Below are 13,236 nucleotides of genomic sequence, written 5' to 3'. Positions count from 1 at the left end.
CGTCCGGGTGAGGACCGTCAGTTCTCGGTCTTCTCCTCCTCCTGCTGCGGCTGGTCGCCGGCGGGTGTGGACCCGTTCGCCGAGGTCTCCGTCGCCCCCTCGGCCGAGGCGCCGTCCGACCCGGACCCGGTGGTCGTCCCCGTCTCGGCCGCGGTCCCGGCGGTGTCGCCGGTGGCGGCGTTCTCGGTGGCGGTCTCCTCGATCGCCACCTCCTCCGCGACCTCGGCCGACGGCGTCGCGACGGCCGGGGTGTCGGTCGTCGGCGCGTCCTCGGGGGTGGTTTCGGCCGGCTTCGGCGGCTCCGGGGCCGGGTCCCCGCGCTTCACCGCGGCCAGCAGCATCTGCGACACGTCCTGGACCTGCACGGACTCGCCGATCGTCTGGTTGACGCCGTCGGTGAGCATGGTGCGGCAGAACGGGCAGCCGACCGCGAGGGTGCCGGAGGTCGCGCCGTCCCCGCCCTGGGTGCCGCCGGGCGCGTCGCCGAGGGTCTCGACGGCCTCCTCGGCGCGGGTGAAGTTGATGCGCTTGCCGATGCGCTCCTCCATCCACATCCGCGCACCACCGGCACCGCAGCACATGGAGCGGTCGCCGTGCCGCGGCATCTCGGTCAGCGTCGTCGACCCGGCCGCCCCGGTGGCGTTGATCAGGGCGCGCGGCTCCTCGTAGACCTCGTTGTGCCGGCCCAGGAAGCAGGGGTCGTGGTAGGTGACCGCGGCGTCCTCGCCCGCCGGCGCCGACACCGGAGTGAGCTTCTTGTCCCGCACCAGCTTGTTCAGCAGCTGGGTGTGGTGCACGACCTCGTAGTGCCCGTCCAGCTCGGGGTACTCCCGGCCGAGGGTGTTGAGGCAGTGCGGGCAGGTGGTGACGATCTTGCGGGTGCCCGGCTCGCGGTTCTCGAAGACGCCGTTGAGGGTCTCGACGTTCTGCTGGGCGAGCATCTGGAACACGAACTCGTTGCCCGAGCGCCGTGCCGGGTCGCCGGTGCAGGTCTCGCCGGAGCCGAGCACGGCGAAGTCGACACCGGCCCGGTGCAGCAGCTCCGCGGTGGCCCGGATGGTCTTCTTCTGGCCGTCGTCGAAGGCGCCGGCGCACCCGATCCAGAACAGGTACTCGGTCTCCGGCGCGAGCTCGCCCTCCACGACCGGGACCTCGAAGTCGAGGCCCTTGGTCCACTCGAGGCGGTCCTTGGCGTTCTGGCCCCAGGGGTTGCCCTTGTTCTCCAGGTTCTTGAACAGCGAGTTGAGCTCGGTAGGGAACTCCGACTCGATCAGCACCTGGTGCCGGCGCATGTCGACGATGTGGTCGACGTGCTCGATGTCGACCGGGCACTGCTCGACGCAGGCGCCGCACATGGTGCAGGACCACAGGATGTCCGGATCGATCACGCCGAGGACGTCCTCGCCGCCGACCAGCGGCCGCTCGGCCTCCTTGAGGGCGTCCACCGGGATCGTCGCGAGGCGGGCCTCGGCGTCGTCACCGGTGATGCCGACCTCGTCGCCGGCCATGTCCTTGCTACCGCCGGCGAGCAGGTAGGGGGCCTTGTCGTAGGCGTGATCGCGCAGCGCGTTGACCAGCAGCTTCGGCGACAGCGGCTTCTCGGTGTTCCAGGCCGGGCACTGGCTCTGGCATCGCCCGCACTCGGTGCAGGTGGTGAAGTCGAGCAGGCCCTTCCAGGTGAAGTCCTCGACCTTGCCCGCGCCGAACGTGTCCTCGTCCGGGTCGGCCTCCTCGAGGTCGAGCACCTTGCCCTTGGACATCATCGGCCGCATCGCGCCGAGCGCCTTGCGGCCGTCGTCGTCGCGCTTGAAGTAGATGTTCGGGAACGCGGTGAACCGGTGCCAGGCCACGCCCATCGTCGGCTTCGCCGCGATCACGATCAGCCACACCGTCGCCGAGAGCACCTTCACCGTCGCGAACACCGTGACCAGGGTGGTCGAGGCGGGCAGCACCGAGCCCAGCGCCACCGAGACCGGGGCCGACCAGGTCGGCACGTCGAACACACCGAGCGCGGACTTGGCCCCGCGCACCACCAGGATGCCGACGCCCTCCAGGAAGACGATCGCCTCGACGAAGTAGGCCCGGCCCTGGTACGAGCCGTAGAACCGAGACATCCGGCCCTGGCTGCGCGGGTGGTTGAGCTGCCGGATCGCGATCAGCACCGCGATGCCGACCACGGTGCCGACGCCGAGGATCTCCACGAACAGGCTGTAGATGCTCCACTCGCCGATCAGCGGCAGGTGGTACGTCGGGTTCCACACCTCGACGAACGCCTCGATCAGCGCCAGGAACAGGCCGCCGAAGCCGACCATCACCAGCCAGTGGAAGACACCGACGTGGCTCCACTTGAGCATCCTGGTGTGGCCCAGGGTCTCCTTGAGCATCGTGACGAACCGTGGCCCGAACGGGCCGGTCCGGGTCGGATCCGGCCCGCCGAGCCGGATGATCTTCACCATCTGCGTCACGGTGCGGGCGACCAGCGCCACGGCGACGATCGCCGACAGCACGGTGATGATGCCGAGCACCCACTGCACCCAGGTCATGTGGAGGAACCTCCCTCGAGAGCTCCCGGCCGGGGACGGGCGTCACAGGGAGCGCGGTCGTCACGGCGGAACGGGACGGGAATCGTGTGCCGGGGCCGGGGTGGCAGCGCGGCGCGGGCGCGCGGTCGCGAGCACGGCGTGCCGTGCCGCCGGGACCGGGCGGGCCTCTCCATCGCGGTGCCTCCTCGGACGTCGTCGCCGCGCTGATGTGGTGGGGCGCGACGGCGGTCGGGGGAAGGGTAGTGCGCCCGTGCCACCGCCATGTGCCCCACCGTCCGGCGGTCGTGCATCGTTACTGAACGGTAGCTGGCTTTGACCATGACATTTCCGTCTGCGGCGGCCCAGCGGGGCGGTCCAGGTGAGTCACGAGTCACGCCGGGTCGGACGCTCGAAGGCTGAGCCGACCGTGTTCGGGGCGTCGCACTGCGTGGCGCTCACATCCGACGTACGGGCCAACGACTACTATCGCGCCGGGTCTCGTGGTCTACTCGCCTGCGGGAGCGACCAGAAACGCGGATTCCGCAAGGAGGAGCTGTGAAGACCTCGGTCGAGGCGATCCAGCTGGTGCTCGCACAGGGCGAGCTGACGACGGTCAACCTCCGCGACTGGATCACCAACAACATCGTTCCGTTGATCCTGCTCGCGATCGCCGTCATCCTGCTCTGGGTCGGTGGTCGTGGGGACAACGCCGGCGTGGCCCGGCGCAGTGTCGGACTGCTCGTGGGGCTGATCGCACTGGGCATCGCCGTGACCGGCAACGGTCCGGCCGTCGGCCAGGCGCTGGCCAACCTGCTCGTCTCCACCGGCTGACCCGTGCTCGTTCGTACCGACGACGAGGTATACCGGGTCGACGCGGTCTGGCTGGGTCCCCCGCGGGCCACCTTCCCCTGGCGGGCGCGGTACGTCAGCTACGGCGTCGGACTCCTCGTCATCATGCTGATCATGATGGTGCAGCGGCGGTTGGGTATCGGCCTGGACTTCTTCTCCATCGCCTGGGCACTGGTGGGCACCGTCGCGATCACCAGCGTGCTCGGCAAGAAGATCGACTACGAGCGTCCGCTCGGGCAGGTCCTCGGCCAGTTCTGGGCCGAGGTGACCGGTCCCCGTGCGGGTCGCGAGCCCGGCGGTGGCTCGGTGCACGCCGGGCACGTGCGGGTCTCGGGCTCGCGTGGGCCGGCAGGCCGGGCGAAGGCCGTGGAGCCGGAGCCGTGGCGTTCCCGGTCCCGTCGCGACCGCGCCGTGATCGGTCGCTCGTCGCGCGACGCCGCATCCGGCACGGCACCGGCCGCCGCGAGCGGTTCCTTCGGCAGGCCGGTCGCGACGAAGGGCCCGCTCGGCAACCGCGGTGCCGCCGCGTCGACCGCCCCGGCCGCGCCCGGCGGCACGAACGGGTCGTTCGGCAAGCCGGTGGCCACCAGGAGCCCGCTCGGACCGCAGGCGGCCGCGCAACCGGAGGGCGTGCAGCCCGGGGCCGTCCTGCCGGATGGCGCTGTGCTGCCGGAGGGCGCTGTGCTGCCCGAGAACGCTGTGCTGCCGGAGAACGCTGGGCGGACCGGGCCGGAGGGGGCCGAGCCGAAACGCGTGGTCCCGCCGCTGCCCGAACCGGGCAGTGCGCCGAAGCGGAGCCGGCTGCGCACCGCGCGCGGTCGGCTCGCGGGCGGGTCCCGCAAGACCGCCAACCCGGCCCGCACCCGTCAGCCGGAACCGTGGCGCAGGGGTGGCCACCGTGGCCGCACCTGAGAGGACACGTCGCCGATCCCGCCGCGGCCGCGCCCGGGCCGGCGAGGGCGGATCGGACTACACGCCGTCGATCGCGCTCCGCTCGATCGACGGTCACCTGACGCGCACCGGCAGCCAGGTCATGGCCTGGTACCGGCTGGCCGCGCAGGCCTGGAGCTTCCGCTCGGACGGCCAGCGCGAGGTGCTGATCCGGCAGATCGCCGCCCAGCTCGGCGAGCTGCAGGGCCGCTGGCTGCACCTGCGGGTGACGACCCGGCCGTACCCGGTGCACATGTGGGCCGAGTCGTTCGACCAGAACGCGCTCGGCCGGATGCCCGACGTCCCCGGAGCCCTGGGCTGGGACGGCTTCCTGGAGGGCGAGCAGCGGCACCTGATGGGGCTGTCGATGGCCGACAAGGAGGTCTTCCTCGGCATCGAGGTCTCCGGCCGCGGCCTGCTCGACCGCTGGGTGGAACGCGCCGCTCCGGTCCTCGACAGGATCGCGCCGTCGGCGGTGCGGGCCGAGCTCGCCGCGCTGGAGTCCGAGGTCAACCACCTCGACGTGCTGGCCGCCGGCTCCGGCCTGGACGCCGTCCCGGCCAGTGCCGAGGACATGGCGTGGCTGATGCACCGCTCGGTGGCGCTCGGCCTGCCCGCGCCGCGCGGGCTGTCGTCGGTGCCGCGCGGGGTGAGCACCTGGGAGGCCGAGGACCTCGCCACCTTCACCGAGGGCGTCGACCTGCACCAGGAGCCCTACGCGCCGACCGTGCAGGTCGTCGGGCGGATGCGGTCGCAGGCGGTCTCCCGCAACGTCGCCGTGCTCTCGGTCGGCCTGATGGACGGCCTGCGCATCCCGGAGATCGACGACCCCTGGATGCAGCACTCGGACCGGCTGCCGTTCCCGGTCGAGTGGTCCGCGCGGATGTACATACGCCGCCCCGAGGACGTCACCGGCGAGCTGCAGCGCCAGATGGGCAAGGTCCGCAGCCAGATCCGGCACTACACCCACGACCACGACCTCGACCCGCCGATGTCGCTGGCCCGCCAGGCCGACCGGGTCCTGGAGGTCGAGGACGAGCTCACCACCGGGCTGACCCAGCTCAACACCCGGATCTACGGCTGGTGGCGGATCGCGGTCTCCGGTAGGGACGAGGCCGAGGCCACTACCCGGGCCCAGCAGGTCGTCGACATGTACCGGCCGAAGGTGCAGATCGAGCACCCCGAGGCGCAGTACCGCTACGCGCGCGAGTTCATCCCGGGCGAGCCGCTGGCGTCCACGGCGTACCGGCGTCGTGGCTCGGTGACCTGGGCCGCGGCCGGGGTGCCCGCCGCCACCGCGAGCGTCGGTGACCGGCGCGGGATCATGCTCGGCGAGACCTGCACCGCGACCCGGCGCCCGGTGGCCTGGGACCCGTGGCTGGCCCAGGAGGTGCGCCGCGCCTCCGGGCTGACGGCGATCATCGGCGGACTGGGGTCCGGGAAGTCGTTCCTGACCGGTTTGACCGTCTACAAGACGCTGCGCGGTGGGGCCCGCTGGACCGTGCTCGACCCGTCGGGCCCGCTGGCCGAGCTGGCCCGGCTGCCGGAGCTGGCGCCGTTCTCCCGGCACATCAACCTGCTGCGTGCCGACCCCGGGATCCTCAACCCGTACCGGGTGGTCGCCGAACCGCGCCCGGACCACTTCACCGACGAGGAGGCCCCCGAGCGCGCCTGGAAGCGCGAACGGTCGCTGGCCGCCGCCACCCGCCGCCGGCTGGTTCTCGACGTGCTGTCCGGGCTGCTGCCCTACGAGATCTCCCGGCAGCCGCACACCCGGATCGTGCTGTTGCGCGCGGTCCGCGAGGTGGGCGGCGCCCCCGACCGGCACCCCGGCTTGGTGATCGACACGCTGCGCCGGCACGCGTCCGAGGGCGAGGAGCACGCCGGCGTCGTCGCGGACTTCCTGGACGAGCGCCGCGAGCTGCCCCAGGCCGCGCTGCTGTTCCCGGACGAGACCCGCGCCGACCCGTGGCAGGCCGACCGCGACTACCGGCTCACGGTGCTGACCATGCAGGGCCTCTCGCTGCCCCGGCCGGGCAGCCCGCGCGAGGAATGGACCGACAACGAGGCGCTCGGCGTCGAGCTGCTGAACCTGGCCTCCTGGCTGACCCAGCGCACGATCTACGACGCCGACCGGAACCTGCGCAAGGGCGTCGCGCTGGACGAGACGCACTTCCTGTCCCAGGTCCCCACCGGCAAGGTGCTGATCGACCGGCTCGCCCGCGACTCCCGCAAGTTCAACGTCCGGGCGCTGTTCGCCTCCCAGCTGGCCGGTGACCTGCTGCGGGTCTCCGGGTTCGCGTCGCTGGTCAACGCGGTGTTCGTCGGCCGCACCGACGACGAGGAGGCCCAGTCCGAGGCGCTGCGACTGCTGCGGGTGCCCACCGACGTCGGCTACGAGGAGATGCTCGGGACGCTGTCCCCGCGCCCCCGGCACGACGACCGGCCGGACGACACCCCGCGCCAGTTCGTCTTCGCCGACGGCCACGGCGGCGTCGAGAAGATCCGGATCGATCTGGAGGCACCGCACCTGGAACACGTGCGGGACGCGCTGGACACCAACCCGGACGCCACCCGTGCGGTCCCGCGGGCGGCCGCGTCCGGGCCCGAGATGAACGCCCCGGACGAGCCGACCCCGCTGCCGGTGACGCCCCGCCCGGCCCCGCTGCCGCCGGCCGTCCCGGATCTGGACGGCGACGACGTCGACCTCGACCCGCGCTCCGGGACGGGCGTCACCGACACCCGGATCGGCCTCGGCGACGCCGACCCGGTGCTGGGCGGGCCGGGCGTCCGAGCGGGCTCGGTGCAGGTCGTCGCGATGCCGTCGGAGGACGGCGCGGACGTCCTCGCCGACACCGAGCTGTACGACGACGAGGAGCTCGACCTGCTCGACGAGCTGGACGAGGACCTGCTCGACGAGCCCGCCGGGCCCGACGACCGCGCCGGTGACGGCGACCGGCCCACCGTCGACGGGTCCGCCGACGCCGACGGGGACGGGCGGTGACCGGCGGTCTCGACCCGTCCGGCGGTGCCGGTCTCTGGGTGGTGCTGGGAGTCGTGCTGGCGGCCGTGCTCGTGGCCGTCCGCAAGGAGCGCCGTGCCCGCACCCCCGGCGATGCCCGGCCACGCACCCGGCGCCGCGCGCTGCTGGTCGTCGCGGCGCTGGTCGGCGGCACGATCCTGCTCGGATCCCCCGCGATGGCACAGTCCCTGGACTGCAAGACCCCGCCCGAGCCGGACCGGCCCGGCACCGGGCTGGTCGGTTCGCTGGATCGACCATCGGCGTTGCACGGTGAGATCGGCAGCGTCTACGAGGAGGTCGGCTACGCCGGCCTGGTCTGGCACAACTACGACCTGGGCTGCGCCGCCTCCGGCGTCCTGAACCCCTCGGTCACCACCGACACCTGGCTGGGCAACCAGGTGTTCAACCTGGCCAAGCTCACCGTCGGCGGGGTGAACTGGGCGCACTACCTGATCGCCGACGGCGGCGCGCTGTTCGAACCGCTGGACCGGGTCATCACCACGGCCACCCAGGCGATGTACGAGACCGTGTTCACCACCTGGGTCGGGCTCGCGCTGCTCGGGTTCGCGATCATCGTCCTGCTGCTGGCCATGCGCGGCGACCTCGCCCGCCAGGCGCAGCGCACCGGGATCGCGGTGCTCGCGCTGATGATCGGATCGGCGGCCTACCTCGCCCCGGTGGACTGGTCGCGGGCGGCGGACGACCTGCTGCTCGACGGCGTCACCCAGATGCAGGAGGGATTCCTCGGTCAGGTCGGGCTCGGCACCCGGGACACCCTGCCGACCGTGCTCGTCGACCAGGTCGGCTACCAGAACTGGCTCCGCGGCACGTTCGGTGCGCCGGACGTCCCGCAGGCCCAGGAACTCGGCCGGGACCTGCTGCGGGCGCAGGCGTTCACCATCGACGAGGTCGACCAGGGCCAGGACACCTCGGAGACCGCGGAACGCAAGAAGGCCGACTACGGCGCGATCGCCGACCGGATGGGCGACCGCTACCCCTACTTCACCGGCGCCACCGGGAGCCGGATCGGCGCCGGCACGCTCGCGCTGATCGAGGCCGCCTGCATCGCGCTGTTCCAGCTGCTGTCCAAGGTGCTGGTGCTGGTGGCGATGCTGATCATCCGGTTGTTGGTGGTGTGCGCGCCGGCGGTCGCGGTCGTGGCGCTGCTCAAGCCGGACGTGATCCCGGCGCTGTTGCGGGTCGGCGGCGCCGCGATCGTGAACACCCTGGTCGTCGGCGCGCTGGCCGGGCTGCACGCGTTGCTGGTGGTCTCGCTGTTCTCCCCCGGCGCCGGGATCGACCTGTGGCTGGCGCTGCTGGTCACCGGCGTGGTGACGCTGGTGCTGTGGGCGGTGGCGCGGCCGTTCCGGCGGCTGGTGTCGATGGTGTCGCTGACCCGCGAGCAGTTCGGCGGGATCGTCCCCGGCGCCGGGGACGGGCCGATGTCGAAGGTGTGGAACCGGATGCGCGGCCCGCTGCCCGGCGACGAGCGGCAGACGCGCTGGTGGAACGAGCGCGCGCCCGGTTCCGGCGGCGGGGGCGGCGACACCGTCCGTCCGGAGGCCGAGACCGTCGCCGGGCCGGGTGCCCGGCCGTGGCGCCGACGGGCCGCGGTGGAACCCGCCGTCGAGGGGCGGGAGGCCGGCCGGATCGCCGACCGGACCCGCGGCCAGCTGCCGGTGGGTGCGTCCGGGCGGCCGAACACCGGGTCCGGGGTCCCCGGCCGCACCGACCCCGGTGAGGTCGACGACCGGTCGATCTACCGGCGCAGCGACACCACGCCACGCCGCCCGGGCGACCCGACGCCGGTCGCGCCCGAGCTCGTCGACGGCGTCCCGGTCTACAAGATCTACCGGCCACGGGCCGCGCGCACCGCCGACGGCGACGTCTGGGGTGGCCGTGCCGATTAGGTCCTCGCGCGGTCGGGCCGGGGCGTACCGCGTGTTCTGGCAGTGGCCGCTGCGCTCCCCGGGCCGGCTGGCGTTCACCGTGGTCGTGCTGGGTGCGCTGGTGTTCGGCCTGGTGTATCTGGGCGGCTCGGTCGGCGGCGGCAACACCGGTGGTGGCGGTGTGACCGGCGGTGGGCAGGGCGACCGCTGGGACTCCGGCGGGTCCGGGGTGTCCGCGACGCCGACCCCGACGAGGCTGCCCCCGGTCGCGCCGCTGACCCCGGAGCAGCTGCCGGTCGACCAGGCCGCGCCGCAGGCGCTCGAGGCGGCCCGGGTGTGGACGTCGGCGTGGGTGAACCACCCCGAGGGCACGACCGCCCAGCAGTGGCTGGCGGGGCTGCGGCCCTACACCACCGACGAGTTCCTCGGGGTGCTCGCCGGGGTCGACCCGGCGAACGTGCCCGCGTCCCGGGTGACCGGGCCGGTCGTCCCGACCCGGGCGTCGCCGAAGAGTGTCGAGGTCACGGTGCCGACCGACACGGTCCGGCTGAAGGTCCTGGTCATCGACACCGACGTGGGGTGGCGGGTCTCTCGCTACGAACGGGAATGAGCACGCCGTTCACCCGCGCGCTGCGACCGCTTCGGCTGCTGCTGCCGTTCGCGGTGATCGGCCTGGCGCTGGTCCTGTTCCTCACCGTCGGCTTCCTCGCGTACAGCCCGAACCTCGGCGGGCAGAAGTCCGGCGCGGCGTGGTGCGACACCGGGATCAGCACCGAGACCGTCGGCCGGGGCGGGGGCGGTGGTGCGACGTTCGAGACGCTGTCCGACGAGCAGCGCGGCAACGCCGCCGCGATCATCTCGGTGGCCAAGGACATGGATCTGCCGCCGCGGGCGTGGCTGGTCGCGCTGGCCACGGCGATGCAGGAGTCCACCCTCCGCAACATCGACTACGGCGACCGGGACTCGCTGGGCCTGTTCCAGCAGCGGCCCTCCCAGGGCTGGGGGTCACCGGCACAGATCACCGACCCGGCCTACAGCAGCCGGATCTTCTACGAGCGCCTGCTCGAGGTGCCCGGCTGGGAGCAGATGCCGGTCACGCTGGCCGCACAGACCGTGCAGCGCTCCGCCTTCCCGGACGCCTACTCCAAGTGGGAGGGCCTGGCCGCCAGCCTGGTCGAGAACGTCGGCGAGGTCGCCAACCCGACCGGCTGCGAGCCGGGACCGACCGGCGCGCTGCCCCCCGGCGCGGCCGGCGCGGCGATCGGGTTCGCGTTGCGTGAGGTCGGCAAGCCCTACGTCTGGGGCGCGACCGGCCCGAACGCCTACGACTGCTCCGGCCTGCTGCTGCGCGCCTACGAGGCGGCCGGGATGACGATCCCGCGGGTCTCCCGGGACCAGTTCAACTCCGGCGGCCACCTGCCGGTCCGGGACGCCCAGCCGGGCGACTTCCTGTTCTACGCCCACGACCCGTCGGACCCGACGACGATCTACCACGTCACGATGTTCATCGGCGACGGGAAGATGGTCGAGGCCCCCAACAAGGAGAATCCGGTGCGGGTGCAGCCGGTGCCCTGGGAGTTCGAGGATCTCGTGCCGCTGGCCACCCGGCCCGGCACGACCCCGAACCCCGCCTAGATCACGACCGGGTCACCCTGCCCCGGGTCCGCGATCCGGCTGCGCCGGTGCTCCGCCGCCTCGGCGAGCCGGTCCAGCTCCTCGGCCAGGCGGGCGGGATCCGCCGGACCGGCGTGCACCACGGCGTCCTCGGGAAGCGGCCCGCCGATCCGCTCCGGGACGGGCCGGCGCTGGTAGAAGCAGCCGTGTGCGGTCGCGTGCACGAGCAGGACGGCCGGTGCGCGGCACGGCTCCGGTCCGCCGTGGCCCGCGCCGAGCTGGGCGAGCCCGCCGGCGTCGCCCATCCGCTGCAGGAGCGCGGCCTCGGCCCCGGAGGTCCCGCGGCGAAGCAGCTCGGTGGTCAGCCGGTCCCGGACGCCGTCGCAGGCGGTGACGGCGTCCGCCAGTACCCGGGCGGGGATCCGCACGGCCGGCCCGGAGCCCGGCGTCAGCGGGCCGAGCAGCTCGACGAGCGCGGCCGAGGCGTGCTCGACGGTGATCCGGACCAGGGCGACCTCGTCGTCCAGCCGGATGGCGAGCACCGCCCCGCCCCGGCGGATCCCGATCAGCGCACGCTGCCGGTGCGGTGGCGCGAGGAGCAGGTCCCGACGGGCGTCCGGGACGATCACCGTGCGGAGGTCCTCAGCCAGGCCGGGGTGGAACCGTCCGCCGCCGAACAGCCCGCGCGCGGCCAGCGTGGCGGCGGCGTCCCGGACCACGCGGGCGCGGTCGAGTTCGGTCACGCCGGGACTCGACAGCTCCAGCGCGGCCGGGTTCGGCCCGAGATCGAGCAGGTCCCGGACGACGTCGAACTCGGCGACCGACAGGACGACGGCCTTCGGCCAGTCGATCACCGACGTCATCGGGGGTCGTCCTGTTCGGGGCCGAGTACCGCGTCGGTGACCTCGACCCGGACGTCGAACACCTCGTCGGTGGGGACGACGTAGCGGTTGCGGTGGTCCTGGCCGTCCCGCAGGCCCCCGGTGCCACCCATCATCGGGCCGTAGCCCCCGGCGCCCCGTTCGCCCGGCCTGGCCGGGCCGTTCTCGGGCGCCGTCGCGCCGCGACCGCCGGGCGCGCGGGACTCGGTGCCCCACCCGCCGCCGGCCCCCGCCCCGCCCGCGGGACCGCGTCCGCCGGTGCCGCCGTGGGGCTCCGCGGCGGCGCCGGAGCCGGGCCCGACGACTCCACCCCCGAGCCCGCGGCCGGCACCGAGCTCCCGGCCGCCGCCGGGCACCGGCCCGAGCCCGTGCCCGGCTCCGGGACCGGTGCCCGGCGGGTATCCCGGGATCGGGCGGGAGAAGGGTGGCTGGTCTCGGAGCCGGTCCGCGAAGCCGCTCCCCCGGTCCCGAGTGCCGGTGCCCGGCACGCCCGGTCCCGGGCCCCGGACCACCGGAGCGGGCCCGCCGGACGACGGCCGGCCCGGCACGCCGGTCACGCCCGGCCCCGGGACGCCGCCGGTGCCGGGTACCGGCCGCGGGGCCGGCAGCCCCGCCGTCCCCGGCCCTCCCGGCGTTCCGGCGGCGCCGGTGGGCCGGGCACCGCCGCCCTGCCGGCCGCCCGCCGGCCCCGGTCCTGGGGTGGCACCGGCGCCGACCGGGCCGGTGGGCACCGGGCCCGGCTGTGCTCCGCCCGGTGCACCCGGCGCATTCGGTGGCCCCGGTGCGCCTGCGGAGCCCGGTGCACCCGGGGTGCTCGGCGTCCCCGCGGCACCCGGAGCCGGCGGCGGCGCGGCACCCGGGCCCGGTCCACCGACGTCGGCCGGCCCCACCGTCCCCGGCCCCGCGAGCGGTCCGGGTGCTGTCGGCACGCTGCCGAACGGAGGGTTTGCGCCGCCACCACCGGTCGGGGGCGCGGACCCGGCAGGCGGGGCCGGGGCGGTAGCGGTGCCGAACCGGTCGTCGAGGGTGGAGGTCTCGACCGAGTGCGCCTGCAGTGCCCGGTTCGCGACATCGTCGTTGGCCTGGTTGCGCTCGGCGATCGTCACGTGGTCGCTGCCGTTGCCGCCGAGGGTGTGCCACAGCTCGCCGGACCAGTCGCCGACCTTCTGCCACCAGCCGTAGTCGTCCGGGTCGACGTAGGAGATCTGGCGGCGCATGGCCTCGAACGAGTGGCCGTATTCGGTCAGCCGGGTCGATGCGTTCTCGGTGACGGTGGCCGTGGCGTCCATGCCCTGGCCGGTGCCGGTCAGCGATTCGCGCGCCGCGTCCGACGCGGCACCGCGCCACGAGATCGAGAGGTCCGCAGCACTCCGATCGGTCTCGTCACGGGCACTGCCCAGGCCCGAGCCGAGAGTGGTGAGGCCCGCCGTCACCTGCTCGACCGCACCCATCCCGGGCTGCCCGTTCACCCAGGCGAACTTGGTCGCCATGTCGAAGGCGTGGAAGTTGTAACAGCGAGGGAGAGCCAT

Annotated in this window: 9 protein-coding genes; 6 read left to right on the top strand and 3 right to left on the bottom strand. The window is 73.9% G+C overall.

Annotation, left to right across the window (positions count from 1 at the left end; translation table 11 throughout):
* Positions 1-17: 17 nt before the first annotated feature.
* Positions 18-2,543, bottom strand: a complete 2,526-nt coding sequence (locus ACLFMI_RS05925) for a (Fe-S)-binding protein (protein WP_410946704.1) — start codon at positions 2,541-2,543, stop codon at positions 18-20.
* Between the two features lie 534 nt (positions 2,544-3,077).
* Here ACLFMI_RS05925 and ACLFMI_RS05920 point away from each other — a divergent pair.
* The 6 genes from ACLFMI_RS05920 to ACLFMI_RS05895 are packed head-to-tail and all read left to right on the top strand — an operon-like array spanning position 3,078 to position 10,847.
* The gene (locus ACLFMI_RS05920) at positions 3,078-3,353 is read left to right on the top strand and encodes a hypothetical protein (RefSeq protein WP_410946703.1); all 276 of its coding nucleotides are present in this window, start codon (positions 3,078-3,080) and stop codon (positions 3,351-3,353) included.
* 3 nt (positions 3,354-3,356) lie between these two features.
* Positions 3,357-4,283, top strand: coding sequence for a hypothetical protein (locus tag ACLFMI_RS05915; RefSeq protein WP_410946702.1), 927 nt, complete (start codon positions 3,357-3,359; stop codon positions 4,281-4,283).
* A complete protein-coding gene (locus tag ACLFMI_RS05910) occupies positions 4,270-7,305 on the top strand; it encodes an ATP-binding protein (protein WP_410946701.1) in 3,036 nt (1,011 codons plus the stop codon). The genes ACLFMI_RS05915 and ACLFMI_RS05910 overlap by 14 nt, the downstream gene beginning before the upstream one ends.
* Complete coding sequence (locus ACLFMI_RS05905) at positions 7,302-9,233, top strand: hypothetical protein (RefSeq protein WP_410946700.1); 1,932 nt, start codon at positions 7,302-7,304, stop codon at positions 9,231-9,233. The genes ACLFMI_RS05910 and ACLFMI_RS05905 overlap by 4 nt, the downstream gene beginning before the upstream one ends.
* A gap of 31 nt (positions 9,234-9,264) precedes the next feature.
* On the top strand, positions 9,265-9,822 hold the full coding sequence (locus ACLFMI_RS05900; protein ID WP_410946699.1) for a hypothetical protein: 558 nt from the start codon (positions 9,265-9,267) through the stop codon (positions 9,820-9,822).
* The gene (locus ACLFMI_RS05895; protein WP_410946698.1) at positions 9,819-10,847 is read left to right on the top strand and encodes a C40 family peptidase; all 1,029 of its coding nucleotides are present in this window, start codon (positions 9,819-9,821) and stop codon (positions 10,845-10,847) included. Before ACLFMI_RS05900 ends, ACLFMI_RS05895 begins: the two co-directional genes overlap by 4 nt.
* Here the strand turns inward: ACLFMI_RS05895 and ACLFMI_RS05890 are convergent.
* Both ACLFMI_RS05890 and ACLFMI_RS05885 read right to left on the bottom strand, forming a co-directional pair.
* Positions 10,844-11,689 (bottom strand): ESX secretion-associated protein EspG, encoded by an 846-nt coding sequence (locus ACLFMI_RS05890; protein ID WP_410946697.1) that lies wholly within the window; start codon positions 11,687-11,689, stop codon positions 10,844-10,846. The two genes, ACLFMI_RS05895 and ACLFMI_RS05890, sit on opposite strands and share 4 nt — an antisense overlap.
* Complete coding sequence (locus ACLFMI_RS05885; protein ID WP_410946696.1) at positions 11,686-13,236, bottom strand: WXG100 family type VII secretion target; 1,551 nt, start codon at positions 13,234-13,236, stop codon at positions 11,686-11,688. Before ACLFMI_RS05885 ends, ACLFMI_RS05890 begins: the two co-directional genes overlap by 4 nt.

This window comes from Pseudonocardia nantongensis (genome assembly GCF_046546495.1).
In the GTDB taxonomy this organism is placed as follows: Bacteria; Actinomycetota; Actinomycetes; order Mycobacteriales; family Pseudonocardiaceae; genus Pseudonocardia; species Pseudonocardia nantongensis.
The sequence above is the reverse complement of the archived record's forward strand: the minus strand, read 5'-3'. Positions and strand labels throughout refer to the sequence as shown.